The following is a 16,325-nucleotide window of genomic DNA, read 5'->3' as shown; positions in this document are numbered from 1 at the left end:
TATATTCTAAATAAGGTAAATTATAATTAAAATAGCTTGAGAGTTTATTTCACATTTGATCGTACTGTGCAGTGTACAAAAAACTATGATTTTATATTTGTTTTATCAAAGTTTCTTTTTATGTTTTATACTATTAAAAATATTTAATAATATAAATTAAGCTCATCTAATTTCAGATCCAAAGATTCATCTAAATATTGTATCGAATCCGATTTAATAGAACCATCAGAAGATATATTTCTCTCTGTATAGGAAATTATATTAAGACCTTTATTATTGTCTGAGTGAAAATATTTGATTTGCCATATTTTCCCTGTTTTAGAGTTAAAATATGATAAACAATTATACATACCTAATTCCGACTGAGGAATATTTCTGTAAAATTGTATTGAGTCAGTTTTTTTATTGTTGATAAAAGTAAAGAGGTTTACTTTTATTGTATTTTTACCTTCTAGCTTTTCTTTTATAAGTTTAATTGAAATATTATTCTCTAGCGGCAAATAAAGCTCATTGTTTTCAGTTAAAGAGTATTTTTTCAAATATTCTTCATTTTGTTTTTTTAATACTAAATACCCTTTTCCGTTCTTTAGAGAATTGAAATAGTTTGCACTTGCAAGAATAGAATCTCCAATAAAATAATTTTCATTGTGTGCGATGTTTTTTGATGAAGTATCCACTGCTTGTTTACAACAAATACTTATCAATATTGTCAATAACAAAGCGAAGTAACTATATACTTTTTTTATGGTTGTCATTTGATATTAAATATTTTTTTTAAATTTTTTTTATGGGATCCTTCAAAATAAACTTTGTCTTCTTCAATACTAAATTTTTTACACTCTAAATTTCCATTTTTATCTAAATAACATATATTTTGTTTTGTTGCGTATGGATAATCAATTTCAGAAAAGATATTTTCACTCTTAAGGACATTCTTACCTTTAAAAATAGCAACATCTACTTTAAAAATCTTTACAGGGAATTCGTATTCATCACTATCTAAAGTTGCTACAGTTTTAAATGCTAATAATTTTCTACCATCATGTAAATTTGTAGAATCAGTAATAAATAAAGAATCTATTTTTGAGATCTTTAATATGCTGTCTTGCTTAATGAAATTGAAATAATTTGGATTCGTGTATTCATTTTTTGTTCCCTTGATTGTATTAAAATAATCAATTTTTTCAAGTTTAGTCTGAGGAGTGATATCATCTTTGTTAAGTGATACATTTTCTTCCATATATGTATTAACTTTCCATTCTTTTGGAAAGGAATAAACTTTTATAGACTCTAAACCTATCGGTTTAAATTGAAAAGTTGTATCAGTTTTACCTAATGTTAGTTGAGAATTATTATCCTGAATAGTGTTGCTTTTTTTGCAGCTTATAATAATTAGAGATAATAAGAAAATTATATTATTTTTCATTCTTTTATAATTTTTATTTTACCAGGAGCGATAATTCCTGAATGTAAGTGACTGTTATGTAATTTTTTACCGTCAGTAGTATGAGTGAAAGCTTTCTTTTTGCTACCTCTTAATTGCTTAGTGATACCAAATTTATGAAAAGCATTAATTAATTTCTGTTCCCTAATGTCATCTAAATATAATGTGTCAATGCTTTTCCCATTTACATGTTCAACACTTGGAAAACAAGATGCTTCACTAAAACAGCTTCCTGTTGTTTGAACATCAGAATATCCACATTCTGCTAAGACACCTATAAATACAGCAAGGTGCCCAGGCTCTGTGTATCTCCTTTTAGTATTGGTAAAAGAGTATTTAATTGAAATTCCTGAATTATTATAATTTAAAGAATCAGGCATTTTAACTAGTTCTATTTTTCTTCCAGTTACTTTATAAAGAACCCAAAATGATTTTCCTTCATTTGTCCCATATTCGGCAATATCACCATTTTGATATTTTACTCTTCTTTTAGTTTGTCCATCCGATACTGGAATATCTGAAAGTATTTTGCTGTGTGTTGGTTTTATTCCTGGTTTTTGTCCATTTAATTTTTCCTGCGTTATATGCCATTCTGCTTTACATATAACATGCTCCTTATTATTCTTGTCATGATAAATATATTGGTATAGGTATTGGTTTTCTAATTTTATATTTTTAGGAATATGTTTTTCGATATCTCCATTAGCAAATATATGATATGTGACAATATCTTTAGCATTAACAGGTGCAGAAGGAGAAGTATTTCCATGAAATTTGTTATATATGAAAAAACCTGTCTTTAATAGATCGTAATTATTTTTTCTTATTTGCCATCCATTTGGCATTTCTGTTTCTGAATTACGTCCATTTAATAAAACAGAAATTAATTCTAAATATTTATCACCATATAATGCTAACTCATTCAGAGATTTTCCTAAAGTTTCTTTACCCCATTTGGTTATTGCATCAGATTTAGGATTACTGGTCATTTTTTTATTAACGCTCCAAATCCAAGCCCCACTATCAATACAATAATCTGCATTGTTAGCAAGAATACTCGGATTTTTTACAATATTTTGATCATTTTTATAATCAGCATAATCCTTATAAGGCCCAGGTTTATTAAATAAAGTTGTTAAATCTTTCTCATCTGTTCTAACACCAGTTAGTTGTAGTAATCCGCGACCTTTATAAATACTTTGACTTGATAAGTAATCACTTTTAGTTTCTTCTGATAGGGCAAAGGTACCAGTCTCTTCACAAGCTTGGGCGAGGAAATGGATCTTTTGAATACAGGTATTAATATTATACTTTTTGAATGCAGAGTTTAATCCTTTTGTAAGGGTGGCAAAAGACTTGTCACTGATATTGCAAGGAGTTCTTTTACCTCCTTTTAATGCTTGTCCTTCCCAAATTGTTTCAGTTCCTTTTAGTAACTTAACAAGTTGCTTTACATCTTTTTCTTCAAAATCTCTATTACAAAAACATTTTTCTCCAGTCTGGTTTTTGTTTTGTTTCTGCACCCCCGCCGCACTCTTCACCTTCTCCACTTCCATCAAGCCCTCCGAATTTACCCCAAATTTCTGAGATTCTGCGGAAAGATCTTTGGAGATAATTTCTATAAAATAATTTTGTTTATCTGCATCTGGATCGCCGATAGGAGAGCCGATTCCTTTTTCAAAAATATCTTTGCTAATGATAAATCCTGAAGTATCACATACATCGGCAGGAATTTTAATATTTCCGCTTCTGTAGACTTCATCGTTGGAAGTAGTGTCATATTCCCAGACCACATACTGGATGTGTTTTCCAACCATATTTTTGGAGTGAATTCTTACCCTCACTTTATCTCCTACAGCTACTTTGGAAAGCTCTTTTCCAGTATCATCAATGAAAACAGCTTCTATGATATTCCCTTTAGGATCGGGCTGTTTGGGACCACCTCCTTGTCCAGGCGTGAATTTTGGCGTGTGTTGCTGAGGTTGATTTTGATTTTGAGGCTTAGGTTGTGGCTTGGGCTGATTTTGAGGCTGTCCTTTATAATCCGGATTGGCTACATCTACATTCACCTGGCTGGCTCCCTGAATTTTCCCGGAGTAAGTTGCCGTAACATAGTATTCATGATTAGCTCCTTCATTCTTGTCACCTTTCATCATAAACTGATTGGCTACCTGACGAAGAATTTTTTCATCAGACATCAGGGGGATTGGTACTTCCGCAATCCCTTTTTCATTGACAAGAGCCTTGTAACTTCTTGTATGACGGTTGTTTTTATTAATATTGGGATCATGGCCTTTGCCCGGAGCATCATCTTCTCAAAGGTGAAATTCTATTTCCTTATTGAACATTGCAATGCAGTGAGCCTGGGCAATAAGAGTATCACGATAGCTGGCTTTATTAACATCTTTTCCTCCTCTGTTGAAAAGAATTACTTTATCTATTTTTGGAACCTTGTTACTGGTAGGAATCAGTATGAAAGTGGCAGCCAATTCTTTGGTAGCAGGAAGCCCCGGGAAAATACCTTTTTTAGTTTCGTAGACTTTCATTTGAAATTCTATTCCCAAGCCTATTTCTCCAAATCTGTACGTTACCTTTTCACCTTTTTTAGGTTGGGAGGTAATATCTTTCCAGATTCCGTTTTTCTGTTTCTTATAAAGATGCCATTCATATTCGCCTTTCAACCCGAACGAGAGGCCGGAAGGTTGTATTTCGTAAGGATAGGCTTTTCCCACCATTGGATTTTGATTCCCGATAATAGTTCCTGTCATGGGTAATATAATGTATTACTAACTTTTAGCTGACAGTTATTTAGACAAGTATTGATTTTCGGATCAAATTGTAAGAAACGATGATGGATAATATCATCAATTAGGATAACATTTTTTTTCATTTTGTTTTTGTGTTTGTTCAAAAACAAAAATACAAAAAATCATTATATCGTGATATAAAAAATTATCGGATTCAAAGTTATTTCTTATCTACATTGTAAACAGGAGCCGCTTTTAACCACTGATAATTAAGGTTTCTGTCTTTCTTTAAAAAACGGTATCCTTCCAGTTTTTTCAGATAAACATACATAGAATCAGTATTTTTTATCTTTAGTTTGTATTGAGATAAAAAAAGCATCGGCATTTCTACAGTAGAATCTCTTACTGTTTTTAATACTTTCCCAGATCTTACTTTGTAAAGGAAGAATGATTTTCCACGGCCTTTTGAACTGTCTGCCAGTTTTACTTCTGAACTTGCAATTACCAGCTCACTGCCATCAAAACATTCATCCTTACTCATGATATATGCCTTCCCTTCCTGATGTTCATCTGCAAAAAGATCATTCTCGTATTGTCCGGGACTTTGGTATTTTTTCTCACAGCTTATCAAAAGCACCATCAATATAGCGGGTAAGCTAATAATAAGTTTCTTATTCATATTAAATTTCATAGGTGTTGGTTGAAAAAAAACCGATGTAAAATTGCATCGGTTTTTGTTATATAAAGTACGTTGATGTTACTCCTGAGTATATTCTGCATCCCATTCGTTGCCATCATCTCCTTTGTGTCCGTCAAGTTTAATAACGAAACTCTTCGTAGGGAAATAAGGGGTCATACGGATATCCAGCCACACTCTGTCTTTGTTTACTCTATCCTGCTCGAAACGAACAATTTTGAATTTTTCGATCAATTTGTCCGGCCCTTTAATGTTATCAAGGAAGGTTACGATCTGTCTTCTCAAATCGTCCTCGTTTTTAGCATTCCAGTTTTCAAAAGCTCTTCTGTTCAGGAAGTCCAGAAGTACTTTGGTTACGTAGTCGAATACACGAACTACGGAATACGTCTGAAGACCGATATTGTCTCCTGTAAATAATGTCTTCGCAGAGAAGGCCATAATTTTTCCGTATTCGTTTACCATTGGTACAAGACCCATTTTTTCCAACTGAGAAATTTCACTTTTCTTCAATTCAAATTTTACAGCGTCTACTTCGTTGATATTACCATGTTTTTTACCTGCTGCAACCTGAGACATCAGGGTTTTATGGATTTTTCCTGCTAATGAAGTGGAAGGTGGAAGTTCTACATTTTCTTCTTCCCCTACTTCTTCAGCTTTACCACGTCCTACCAGCCAGTTACACGTCATAATAACGTTACTTCTGTGAAGTTCTCCTCCTGTAAGATTGGCTGAGTGGAATAAGTCTACCACGTCATCCGGCTTATCAAGGTTAGCAAAGTCTGTAACCATCATTACTTTGTTTTCGTTACAGATTTTTGCCCATTTCTCGATTACCTTGTTGGATCCTAAATATCCTGGTATTGCAAGGATTGAGTAGTTATCTCTAAGGTCAAGACGGTCATAGTAATTTTTAAATTCTTCTGAGATTGCATCAATGAACAAAGGATTATCCAAATCTGAAACCTGTTCGATGCTTGCGTTTACAATACTTACGTTGTCCACTTTATCCAATTCTGTGTTTTTGTAGAATTGAGCTACTGTTCTGTAATTGGTTTCCAACAGACGAACAGTATCCAGTGTATTTTTTAAGTTTGTCTTTAAGTTTTGGTCGGCCTGTTGTGCTTTAGTTTTGCACGTATCAGCCATTTTATCTGCAGATTCGCTACCTTCTAAAAGGTTTACCCAAAGATTGATCTTCTGAAGAAGTTCTTTTCTTTCATCTGCTTTATTGCTGTCATTCAGGAAGATTTCTTTTCTTGCCTTTCTTGTTGGGTTCATATTGGCAATACCGTCTACAACGGATTCAACAAAGCCAAATCCTCCCATTTTATTGAGCTCTGCAAGCGGGTTGCCTTTCGGTTGTCCCGAGTGCTGCTGCTGACCCTGCTGCTGGCTTTCTTGTGCCTGTAATTTGCTATCCATGATTTAATGTAAGTCTTTAATTATTTTTCAAGTTCTTGTGCCACTTCTTTCAATACTTCTATGAACGCTGCTCTTGTCTGATCGTTCTCCAGCATATTGCGTAGAATTTTGTTTGTTTTCAGCTGACGTACGATTTTATTGTACTGCTCCTGCTCCATGCTCAGCTGCTGCAGATAATCTGACTTCTGAGTAAGGCTTTTAGGGGTAAAGTCTCCAAGGTTTTGAAAACGGAATTCTTCTTCTACCACTCCTCCGTCTTCTGTTTCGTGTTGTACCGATATTGAAGGCTGAAAATGTTTGAAAACGTCTTCCACTGTTTTTAATCCTGTTACGATTTCAGGTGTATAAGACTCTTCTGTTGTAAGTTGGCTTACTATCAGTGATTTATTTTCCTGTATTTCCTGAATAGCTTCATTAGCGTCTACTTTTACTTCGTTTCCGCCAACACCATAATTAAACATTGCCATATTATTGTTATTTTGAGATTTCTTATTTTGGTTTGGATCTGTCTTTGAGTAATTTACAGATGAATCAAATAAATTACCAATCCAGTGTTTAAATTTAAAAAAAAACTGTAACATAAAAAACTTTACTAAGATTTTTCTTGAATCATCTAATTTTATCTACATTTATTCAACATAAAATCACCATATTACGATATCACTAAGCTATGAAAAAATAAATAAAAAAATTCAAGAAAAAATAAATAAAATTTTTGTTCACTTTATTCTTATACAAAAGCATCCAATGAATGTTAAAATAAGGATTCCCAGTTATTACACAAAAAATATTCTTTATATTTAATCAAAGTGAACAGTGTATGAAAGATGTAAAAATAGCGTTTAGAAAACCGATATTTCCAGCTTCAGAAGCATTACAGCAATACCTGGAAAAATATAACAGAACTACTAAGATTAAGTTTTTGTATGAAGATCTTCTAAGGTTCAGTGACAGCGTGAGTATTCTGGATAAAGACGGAAAAGATACTTTGTGGCTTGGGGTATTATATCCTGAATTTGAGTTTAAAGAAATAGAGGCTAATTTAAATAAGATTTATACCCTTCTTCATTCTGATGGAGACATCGCTACTTTACCTTATCTGAAAGTGGATACCATTGACTTTTGTACTTTCGGAAATTCTAAACCTTTCCGGGTTCGGGTGAGAAATATCCTTAACGATAATTATACTTATTTTTATATTAAACAGGCGGATGCTTCCCGAATATTCGGACTGGAACTTGAAGACCTGCTTTCTCCCAACCGAATTAATTTTCTGGTGTATAAAAACACTTTGATTGAAGAGCATATTTTGGGAATTCCAGGGGATGTTTTTATTCAGAAGCATATGTTCAACTGTACGGAATTGGAAAAGGCACAGATTTCCAAGGAATTTGTGAAATTCAATGAGCGCTGTCTTATTGGGCTTCTTGGTGATATGAGGTCTTATAATTATGTTGTGATTCCCATACATGATTTTGACCAGGTCATTTACAGAATCCGCCCCATTGATTTTGACCAGCAGTCTTATGAGGGAAATCTGAAAGTTTATCTTCCACAGTATTTCAAAGAAAACAGTCAAATGGTGAATATGGTACTGGAAAAACTGAAGCCCAGTTCTATAGAGCAATACCGTAAGGAGGTCCGTTCACAAATCGTAAAAAGAGTGACGAGCAGCCAAAACAGATTCGATGAGCTCATTTCTATTATGAAAAAAGATAATATTGCACCGGAAGCCAATGTTACAGAACTAAAGACTGCTTTACAAAAACTCACTTATGATATCAATTTCAAGTATTGTAAAACAATGGGAGATATTATAGAAACAGGAATAAAATTTGTTCTCCGGAATTATAAGAAAGAATATTAAAAAGAGAATCCGCCCCAACCAATGTGAGACGGATTCTTTCTTTTCTAACAATTTAAGGTAAAATTACCAGATTTTTATTCTGTCCTGAGGAGCTTTATATAATTTGTCTCCCGGTTTGATATCAAATGCTTTGATGAATGAATCCTGGTTTACCAGTGGCCCGAAAGCTCTGAACATTCCCGGAGAGTGCGGGTCTGTTTTCACCTGATTGATCATATACTGATCGGTAGCTTTTGTTCTCCAGACGGTTGCCCAGCTCATAAAGAATCTCTGATCCTGAGTGAACCCGCTGATCTTACCTGGATTTCCTTTATCTTTTAAATACATCTGCAGCGCGTCATAAGCCACCGCTACTCCACCTAAGTCACCGATGTTTTCACCGCTTGTAAATTTACCGTTTACGAAACTTCCTTTTACAGGCTCATAAGCGCTGTACTGAGCTGCCAGCTGACCTACTTTTGCATCAAAGTTTTTACGGTCTGCATCACTCCACCAGTTATTAAGGTTACCATCTCCATCGAAACGGGAACCGCTGTCGTCAAATCCGTGAGAAATTTCGTGACCGATAACGGCACCAATACCTCCGAAATTCACTGCTGCATCAGCTTTAGGATTGTAGAAAGGCGGTTGAAGAATAGCTGCAGGGAAAACAATTTCGTTGTTTGATCCACTGTAGTATGCATTTACCGTTTGTGGAGACATTCCCCATTCTGTTTTGTCCACAGGTTTTCCTACTTTATCTAAACTTCTCTGATACTGCCATGCTGCTACATTCTGAAGGTTAGAATATAATGTTGCTCCCTCTTTTGGAGATTCTACTTTTAACTGTGTATAATCTTTCCATTTATCAGGGTAAGCAATTTTCACGGTAAACTTGGATAGTTTTTCCTGAGCTTTCACTTTGGTTTCAGGAGACATCCAGTCTATATTGGCGATATGTGTTTTGAATGATTTTAAAAGGTAATCAATATACGTTTCCATCTGCTTTTTAGCTTCAGGAGTGAAATATTTGTCAACATATAATTTTCCGAAAGCTTCTCCAAGAACACCATTTACAAGAGTAAGTCCTCTTTTGTTCATTGGGCGCTGTTCTTTCTGACCCTGCAAATATTTAGCATAGAAGTCAAATCTGATCTGCTCCAGGCTGTCATTCAGGTTGCTTGCATTTCCATTGATGATATGATATTTCAGATAGTCTTTCAGTAAAGGAAGGTTTTTCTGCGTTACAAACTGATCCATATTCTGGTAGTACTTCAGTTCACCAATGATTACTCTGTCTGTATTTACTCCGGCATCCTTAAGATATTTTGCAAGGTCAACATTTTTAACCAGACCAGACAATTCTGATACATTTTTAGGGTTGTATCTTAAATTGGCATCTCTGTTTTGCTCAAGAGTCAATAGATAATTAGCAAGCTGTTTTTCAAAATCTACCACATTCTGTGCAGCCTGTGGAGAATTTTTATATCCTAAAACTCCGAATAGCTTTCCAACGTATGCCTGATATTCTGCCAGTGTTTTGGTATTGGCCTCGTTTACTTTCTGATAATAATCTCTTCCCAAACCTAAATCCGGACCGCCAAGATATACTGCATTCATATTGGAGTTCTTCATATCAGCACCTACTCTCCATCCATAGAAAGAGTTGTCTCCCAATTTTGTAGCATCCAACAGGTATTTCTGAAGATCATTAAGGCTTTTAATGGCATCTACTTTGGCAAGATCAGCTTTGATAGGAGCGAGTCCTTCTGCATTTCTCTTATTGGTATCCATAAAAGAGGCATACAAATTCTGGATTTTCTGTCCTTCTGATCCGGCCGGATATGATTCTGTAAGGATTTTGTTTAATATATCTAATGAAGCATCATCTACGTTTTCTCTCAAAGCATTGAAAGAACCCCAGTTTGCTTTATCAGAAGGAATCTGAGTAGTTTTCACCCAATTTCCGTTTACATAGCTAAAAAAGTCATCCTGTGGACGGACACTGGTATCCATATACGATAAATTGATTCCCTCTTCTTTTGCTTCTTCTTTTACCGGTTCAGCCACTTTTGCTGCAGCTTCTGTTTTATTCTCTGTCCCTGCAGTCTTTGCTGCACCACACGAATTAAGAAATACAATACCTGAAAGGGCAAGTATTCCAATATTTAGCTTTTTCATTAAAGATTATTTTTGATTTTACACAAACTTATCAAATATACAAACTTTAATGATATGTGATGAGTGATATTTATATCTGAATAGAGATTTAAGGTTAAAAATTTAAAGTTTTGAGTTTAAGGTTTGAAGTTTTTGGGTGTTCTTTTGAAATGTGGGTGGAAAATGACATTGTTGTAGACCACCCCGTCAAAAATTCAAGGAATTTTTGACACCCCTCCAAAGGATGGGAATGATGGAAGATACTACGACAAATATAACTCATCCGATTCCCTAATCCCTAAACCCTATTCACCTGCTACCTAAAAAACAAAACCGCCCATTGCTGAGCGGTTGTTATTTTTACCAGATTTTGATTCTTTCTTCCGGAGTTTTGTATAATTTGTCTCCTTTTTTCACGTCGAATGCTTTATAGAAGGCATCAACGTTGATAAGCGGACCAAAACTTCTGAAGTATCCCGGAGAGTGCGGATCAGTTTTCACCTGATTTACCATATATTTCTCACTAGATAATGTTCTCCAAACCGTTGCCCAGCTTAGGAAGAATCTCTGATCCTGAGAGAATCCACTAATTTTTCCTGGGTTTCCTTTGTCTTTTAAATACATTTGAAGAGCATCATAAGCGATATTCACTCCTCCTAAGTCAGCGATATTTTCACCGTTTGTGAAAGTACCATTTACAAAAGTTCCTTTTACAGGCTCGTATTTGTCATACTGAGAAGCAAGAGCTTTTGTTGCCTTTTCAAAGTTCGCTTTATCTTCCGGAGTCCACCAGTCTACTAAGTTACCATCAGCATCGAACTGTGCTCCTGAATCATCAAATCCGTGGCTCATTTCGTGACCAATAACGGCACCAATACCTCCGAAGTTTACAGCAGCATCAGCTTTAGGGTTAAAGAATGGCGGCTGAAGGATAGCAGCAGGGAATACAATCTCGTTGTTTACCGGGTTGTAATATGCATTTACAGTCTGTGGAGTCATTCCCCATTCTGTTTTATCCACTGGCTTACCGATTTTAGCTAAATCTTTATTGTACTGCCATTCTCCAATGTTCTGAAGGTTTTTATACAGGTTTCCACCATTTGCTTCAGAAAGGATATTTAATTTTGAATAGTCTTTCCATTTGTCCGGATAAGCAACTTTTACCGTAAACTTATTCAGTTTCTGCATTGCTTTTTCCTTAGTTGTAGAAGACATCCAAGCTAAGTTGTTGATATGAACTGCGAAACTTTTCTTTAAATAATCGATCAATTCTACCATCTGAGCTTTAGCTTCAGCAGGGAAATATTTCTCAACATATAATTTTCCGAAAGCTTCTCCTAAAGAACCGTTGATCAATTCAAAACCTCTTTTGTTAAGAGCTCTTTGTTCCTGCTGTCCTCTAAGATATTTACCATAGAAAGCAAATTTCATGTTCCCTAAGTTTTCACTTAAGTAAGAAGCACTTCCGTGGATCATGTGGAATTTCAGATAATCTTTGATTACAGAAAGATTCTGAGCATTCACTAATTTATCGAAGTTTTTATAGAATCCTAATTCACTGATAATTACTTTGTCAGAATTTACTCCAACTTTTTTAAGATATCCTGGAAGATCTACATTTTTTACCAGAGCAGAAAGTTCAGCCATCGTCTTAGGATTGTACTGAAGTGTGTTATCACGGCTCTGCTCGTTTGTCAGATAAGTCTGTGCGATGCTTTTTTCATAATTTACGATACCTTTTGCTGCTTCATCAGCATTTTTGTACCCTAATTCTTTTAGCATTGAAGCTACATATTTCTGATATTCAGCAATTGCTTCTGTATTTTTTTCGTTTACTTTCTGATAGTAATCTCTTCCTAAACCTAAAGAAGCATTTCCTAAATAAACCGCGTTCATTTTAGAATCTTTAAGGTCTGCATCTACTCCCCATCCGTAAAAAACATTTTCTCCTTCTTTCGTTACAGAAGTAAGGTAGTTCTGAAGATCAGCCATGTTTTTAATAGCATCAATCTTATTCAGATTTTCCTGGATAGGTTTGATTCCGTCTGCATTTCTCTTCTCCATGTTCATGTAAGTAGCATAGAGATCCTGGATTTTTTTACCTTCACTTCCGTCAGCAAATTTATCTTTCAGAAGAGAGTTCAGGATTGTCATGGAATTGTTATCCGTGTCCTCAGCCAGTTTGTTGAAGCTTCCCCAAGTTGGTTTATCAGATGGAATTTTGGCAGTTTTCATCCAGGTTCCACTCACATAGTTGTAAAAATCATCCTGAGGACGCACCGAAGTGTCCATCAAGCTAAGGTCTAAACCTTTGTCTGTATTGTTCACTGCTACTTTAGCAGTTTTAGCTTGTGCGCTCATGGTAGTCTGAGTACAAATCCCTGCTATTAAAAACAAAGAAAGCGTTATTTTTTTCATTATGATAACAATTTTTAGAATAGGTATGATTTATTTCGTATTTGTTACTTTTTATGAAAACAAATTTAAACAAATAACATTACAGCATTATAAAAATTTATAAAAGATGGAAGCTGGGAGAAGGAAGCTGGAAGTTATGAAAATCATACAATAACTTCCAGCCTCATTCTTCCGGCTTCCCGGCTTCTTAAGAAGTTGCTATCTCTTTTACATTTCCGGTTCTTTTCAGGAATCCCCAGGACTGCATTTCGCCTTTCAATGCCTTTCTTAAACTTTTAAACAAAACAATATACATCAGCCATCTATATCCGAATCTCTGCGGAATAATATACAGCAGATTGATCAGTTTTTCACGCTGCATAATGAATGCCACTAAAGCTAAGGAAGCATCCACCAAAAGGAAGATCAGATAATAGGTAAATATTTTATCTCCGTTACCGGACAAAATTCCAAAGAACATAATCACATCTGCCAGCGGTGAGAAAAATGGAATAATATATTGGAATAATAAAATATTCGGCATTGCCCAAAGTCCCAATCCTTTATATTTGGGGTTAAGGAAAGTCTGTCTCTGTTTCCAGAACATCTGCATGATTCCGTAAGTCCAGCGGAAACGCTGTTTCAAAAACTGGCTCGCAGTCTCCGGAGCTTCCGTAACAGCAACCGCTCTGTTTTCATTGGCGACGGTATACCCTGCTTTTAAAATTTTCACGGTAATATCACAATCTTCTGCTAAAGTGTCGGATGAATAACCTCCGGCCTCAAGGATCACAGCTCTTCTGAATGCCCCGATAGCACCCGGAATTACGGTAATCGCATTGATATTCGCATATGCAAGCCTGTCAAAATTCTGACTTGTTGTATATTCTATAGCCTGCCATCTGGTAAGCCAATTGACTCTGTTTCCAACTTTCACATTTCCTGCTACGGCTGCAATTTTCTCTTCCGGATTTGAGTTCAAAAATCTTGCAACCAGATATTTTACGGCATCCTGCTGCAGTTTGGTGTCTGCATCAATGCAGACTACGTATTCTGCATCTGTCTGTGATATTCCGAAGTTCAGGGCCGTTGCTTTTCCGCCATTTGTTTTGGTTAAAATTTTCATTTTCGGATGCCCAGGGAATGCTTCTAATACCTTTTCATAAGTAGAATCCTTACTTCCGTCATCTACCATAATAATGTTAAAATTTGGATAGGTCTGCTTCAGCAGATTCTGCAGGGAAGAAACAATATTCACTTCTTCATTATAAGCAGGCACAATAATAGAAACTTTCGGATAAGATTCCAAAACCGGAAACCCACCCAGTTTTTTTTCTTTTTTTCGTTCTTTAAAAGCCCAGTATACCATCAGCAATAGTCTGATCAAACCCAATACAATGAAAATGGTAAATAATGCAACCAGAAAATGACTTATTCCATAAATTACAGTGGCCAAGACAAGGTTGAGCTGCATGATATAATATGACTTCGTTTTCGGAACTTCAGGCATCAGTTCACTTCTGGTTTTATGCAGAATACTGGTAAGGTTGGTAAAATGATAGCCCTGTTTCTGAAGTGTAGGGATCAGGATTTTTAAAGCTTTCACTGTTTCTTCTCTGGTGTCTCCGCCCGCATCATGAAGAAGGATGATATTTCCTCTCTGTAGTTTGAGCCCTGCCATCACACGTTTTACAATCTCATCTGCTTTTATTCCCGGCTGCCAGTCTTCAGGATCTATATTTTCCCCGATATCCAGATAGTTTTGCTGTCTTGCCAGTGCTACCGGAATAATTTCTTCCGAAGTAGTAGGCTCAGAGTCTGCATTATACGGAGCTCTGAACAGAATTGTACTATGTCCTGTCACGCATTCTATCAGCAATCTTGTTAGTTTCAGTTCCAGCAAAGCTCTTTCCGGACTTACTTTCGCTACATTCTCGTGGGTAAATGTGTGATTTCCTATCTCGTGTCCTTCTCTGTAAATTCTCTTAACGAGTGGAAGGTTCTTTTCTGCATTTAATCCTACTAAAAAGAATGCTGCCGGAACATGATATTTGGACAGTACATCTAATATCTGCGGAGTATATGTTTCGTCCGGACCGTCATCAAAAGTAAGCACCAATTCTTTTTGTGGGGCACTTCCATATTTTTTTACCTCATAAGAGCTTGGATAGGTAATATAATTTTCATCCGTGATTATTTTTTCTTTCGGGTCAATTTCAAGAGCAATTTTTCCGTCATGAGGCGTATTCAGAACATCCAATACTTCTCCATCACCAATATAATCCACCATGGTCTGCCCTTTTACATTTTCAAGGTTTTTTAAATTCAGCTTGGAAAGGCCGGCAAACGTAAGATCTTTATCATAGAAATTCCAGACTCTGCTGTCCTCACTTCCCAGTCTCCAGAGTGCTGTTCCTGCCAATGGATATTCTGAGGAGAAACGCATCGTATTGAAAATAGAAGCCGCATCATTGAAAAACACCGTGTGGGTGAGGTTTTTAGAATCAGTATAGGAATAATTTAAATTAAAAGTATTGTCATTAAAATCAATTACTGCTTTACTGGCGCTGGCTTTGGTAATTGCCTGCATATAGGTTACAGAGGTATTATCATCTTTATTGGAACTCCAATCATAGCCATAAGCTCCCAAGCCCAGAATGATTTTTTGTGGAGAGGTTTGTTTTACGATTTTTCCTGTCTGTTCTTCGATCCATTTTTGAGAGGAAACCGGCCCTGCATCACTTCCTGCAGAATATTCATCGTAAGCCATCAATACAAAGTAATCTACATAGGGATTCAATCTCGGGATGTTGTAATCATCATTGTCTGTCATGATATCCATAGTCACCAGCAGCTGGTTCTTTTTGAAAGTTTCTGAAAGCTCTTTCATAAAAGCAATCAGATTTTCATCAGAATCCAGATTCATATCCTCAAAGTCAATATTAATGCCTTTGAAATGGTATTTTTTACATTGCTGGGTAAGTTTTTGAATCAAATGTGATCTTTTCTGAGGATCATTAAGAACTTTTACAATTCCTTCTGAATGAAATTCCTGATCAGAGTTGTTGCTCAACATTGGCATTGCAGCAACTCCCGTTCTTTTAATCACTTTGTACCCTTCCGGATCCACATTGGTTTTCAGATCACCTGTTTTAGGATCAAGGAAAAACCATTCCGGAAAAACCAGATTAACGTGTCTGATATTTCGTTTCAGAGACATCAGAGACTGAGGATCCCATGCTACATAGAATGCAGACCGGATTCCGCCTGGAAACTGAGCCCAGTTTCTGTTCTGATTTTTATATCTTTCTGCTCTCGCTTTCTGAATTTTATCGAGGTTGGTATGGATTGTTTTTTCCGAGATAAAGCTTCTGAAACCTTTATATTCTTTGGAAATTTTATTCTCCTGAAGATAGGGTTTATTGGCCGTAATTACAGCTTTATAATCTTCTTTAAAAGGAATTTTAGGACTTCTGTCCAGGGTCATCATCAGCCCCAAAGCAAGCAAAAGCAGTATTCCTACAAAGATAAAAATACGGCTTCCCCACTGTACACTTTTCCAGCGTTTCCTGCTGTTGGTCTGAAAAATCTGTTTGGAATCTTCCACAATTT

The 16,325-nt window shown here is 35.7% G+C and carries 11 protein-coding genes; 1 reads left to right on the top strand and 10 read right to left on the bottom strand.

Annotated elements, in window-relative coordinates; translation table 11 throughout:
* Nucleotides 1-143 precede the first annotated feature (143 nt).
* The 7 genes from CHRYMOREF3P_RS20010 to CHRYMOREF3P_RS19980 form a co-directional block, all read right to left on the bottom strand.
* Nucleotides 144-755 (bottom strand): hypothetical protein, encoded by a 612-nt coding sequence (locus CHRYMOREF3P_RS20010; protein WP_139348496.1) that lies wholly within the window; start codon nucleotides 753-755, stop codon nucleotides 144-146.
* The gene (locus tag CHRYMOREF3P_RS20005) at nucleotides 752-1,426 is read right to left on the bottom strand and encodes a hypothetical protein (protein WP_077415589.1); all 675 of its coding nucleotides are present in this window, start codon (nucleotides 1,424-1,426) and stop codon (nucleotides 752-754) included. The genes CHRYMOREF3P_RS20010 and CHRYMOREF3P_RS20005 overlap by 4 nt, the downstream gene beginning before the upstream one ends.
* Nucleotides 1,423-3,642, bottom strand: coding sequence for a hypothetical protein (locus CHRYMOREF3P_RS20000; RefSeq protein WP_180565336.1), 2,220 nt, complete (start codon nucleotides 3,640-3,642; stop codon nucleotides 1,423-1,425). Before CHRYMOREF3P_RS20000 ends, CHRYMOREF3P_RS20005 begins: the two co-directional genes overlap by 4 nt.
* Before the next feature lie 117 nt (nucleotides 3,643-3,759).
* A complete protein-coding gene (locus tag CHRYMOREF3P_RS19995) occupies nucleotides 3,760-4,212 on the bottom strand; it encodes a hypothetical protein (protein ID WP_180565335.1) in 453 nt (150 codons plus the stop codon).
* Between the two features lie 199 nt (nucleotides 4,213-4,411).
* A complete protein-coding gene (locus CHRYMOREF3P_RS19990) occupies nucleotides 4,412-4,870 on the bottom strand; it encodes a hypothetical protein (RefSeq protein WP_228408734.1) in 459 nt (152 codons plus the stop codon).
* A gap of 78 nt (nucleotides 4,871-4,948) precedes the next feature.
* Complete coding sequence (locus CHRYMOREF3P_RS19985) at nucleotides 4,949-6,310, bottom strand: DUF5458 family protein (protein ID WP_077415595.1); 1,362 nt, start codon at nucleotides 6,308-6,310, stop codon at nucleotides 4,949-4,951.
* A gap of 20 nt (nucleotides 6,311-6,330) precedes the next feature.
* Nucleotides 6,331-6,777, bottom strand: a complete 447-nt coding sequence (locus CHRYMOREF3P_RS19980; protein WP_047381441.1) for a type VI secretion system contractile sheath small subunit — start codon at nucleotides 6,775-6,777, stop codon at nucleotides 6,331-6,333.
* A gap of 353 nt (nucleotides 6,778-7,130) precedes the next feature.
* On the opposite strand from CHRYMOREF3P_RS19980, the gene CHRYMOREF3P_RS19975 reads away from it, so the two are divergent.
* Nucleotides 7,131-8,177 (top strand): hypothetical protein, encoded by a 1,047-nt coding sequence (locus tag CHRYMOREF3P_RS19975; RefSeq protein ID WP_077415599.1) that lies wholly within the window; start codon nucleotides 7,131-7,133, stop codon nucleotides 8,175-8,177.
* 63 nt (nucleotides 8,178-8,240) lie between these two features.
* On the opposite strand, the gene CHRYMOREF3P_RS19970 is transcribed toward CHRYMOREF3P_RS19975, so the two are convergent.
* From CHRYMOREF3P_RS19970 to CHRYMOREF3P_RS19960, 3 genes are all read right to left on the bottom strand, one after another.
* The gene (locus tag CHRYMOREF3P_RS19970; protein WP_077415601.1) at nucleotides 8,241-10,337 is read right to left on the bottom strand and encodes a M13 family metallopeptidase; all 2,097 of its coding nucleotides are present in this window, start codon (nucleotides 10,335-10,337) and stop codon (nucleotides 8,241-8,243) included.
* Between the two features lie 339 nt (nucleotides 10,338-10,676).
* Nucleotides 10,677-12,734, bottom strand: coding sequence for a M13 family metallopeptidase (locus CHRYMOREF3P_RS19965; protein ID WP_180565334.1), 2,058 nt, complete (start codon nucleotides 12,732-12,734; stop codon nucleotides 10,677-10,679).
* Nucleotides 12,735-12,921: 187 nt separating this feature from the next.
* Nucleotides 12,922-16,320, bottom strand: a complete 3,399-nt coding sequence (locus tag CHRYMOREF3P_RS19960; protein WP_180565333.1) for a polysaccharide deacetylase family protein — start codon at nucleotides 16,318-16,320, stop codon at nucleotides 12,922-12,924.
* Between the last annotated feature and the right edge of the window lie 5 nt (nucleotides 16,321-16,325).

It is taken from the genome of Chryseobacterium sp. JV274 (assembly GCF_903969135.1).
In the GTDB taxonomy this organism is placed as follows: domain Bacteria; phylum Bacteroidota; class Bacteroidia; order Flavobacteriales; family Weeksellaceae; genus Chryseobacterium.
Note: the sequence above shows the minus strand (reverse complement) of the source record. Positions and strands in the feature narration are given on the sequence as shown.

Bases quoted from the DNA above. Each gene is read 5' to 3' on its own strand.
- CHRYMOREF3P_RS19975 (WP_077415599.1), top strand. From the start codon at position 7,131: ATGAAAGATGTAAAAATAGCGTTTAGAAAACCGATATTTCCAGCTTCA.
- CHRYMOREF3P_RS19980 (WP_047381441.1), bottom strand. From the start codon at position 6,777: ATGGCAATGTTTAATTATGGTGTTGGCGGAAACGAAGTAAAAGTAGAC.
- CHRYMOREF3P_RS20000 (WP_180565336.1), bottom strand. From the start codon at position 3,642: ATGTCTGATGAAAAAATTCTTCGTCAGGTAGCCAATCAGTTTATGATG.
- CHRYMOREF3P_RS19965 (WP_180565334.1), bottom strand. From the start codon at position 12,734: ATGAAAAAAATAACGCTTTCTTTGTTTTTAATAGCAGGGATTTGTACT.
- CHRYMOREF3P_RS19995 (WP_180565335.1), bottom strand. From the start codon at position 4,212: ATGACAGGAACTATTATCGGGAATCAAAATCCAATGGTGGGAAAAGCC.
- CHRYMOREF3P_RS19990 (WP_228408734.1), bottom strand. From the start codon at position 4,870: ATGAATAAGAAACTTATTATTAGCTTACCCGCTATATTGATGGTGCTT.
- CHRYMOREF3P_RS20005 (WP_077415589.1), bottom strand. From the start codon at position 1,426: ATGAAAAATAATATAATTTTCTTATTATCTCTAATTATTATAAGCTGC.
- CHRYMOREF3P_RS20010 (WP_139348496.1), bottom strand. From the start codon at position 755: ATGACAACCATAAAAAAAGTATATAGTTACTTCGCTTTGTTATTGACA.
- CHRYMOREF3P_RS19985 (WP_077415595.1), bottom strand. From the start codon at position 6,310: ATGGATAGCAAATTACAGGCACAAGAAAGCCAGCAGCAGGGTCAGCAG.
- CHRYMOREF3P_RS19970 (WP_077415601.1), bottom strand. From the start codon at position 10,337: ATGAAAAAGCTAAATATTGGAATACTTGCCCTTTCAGGTATTGTATTT.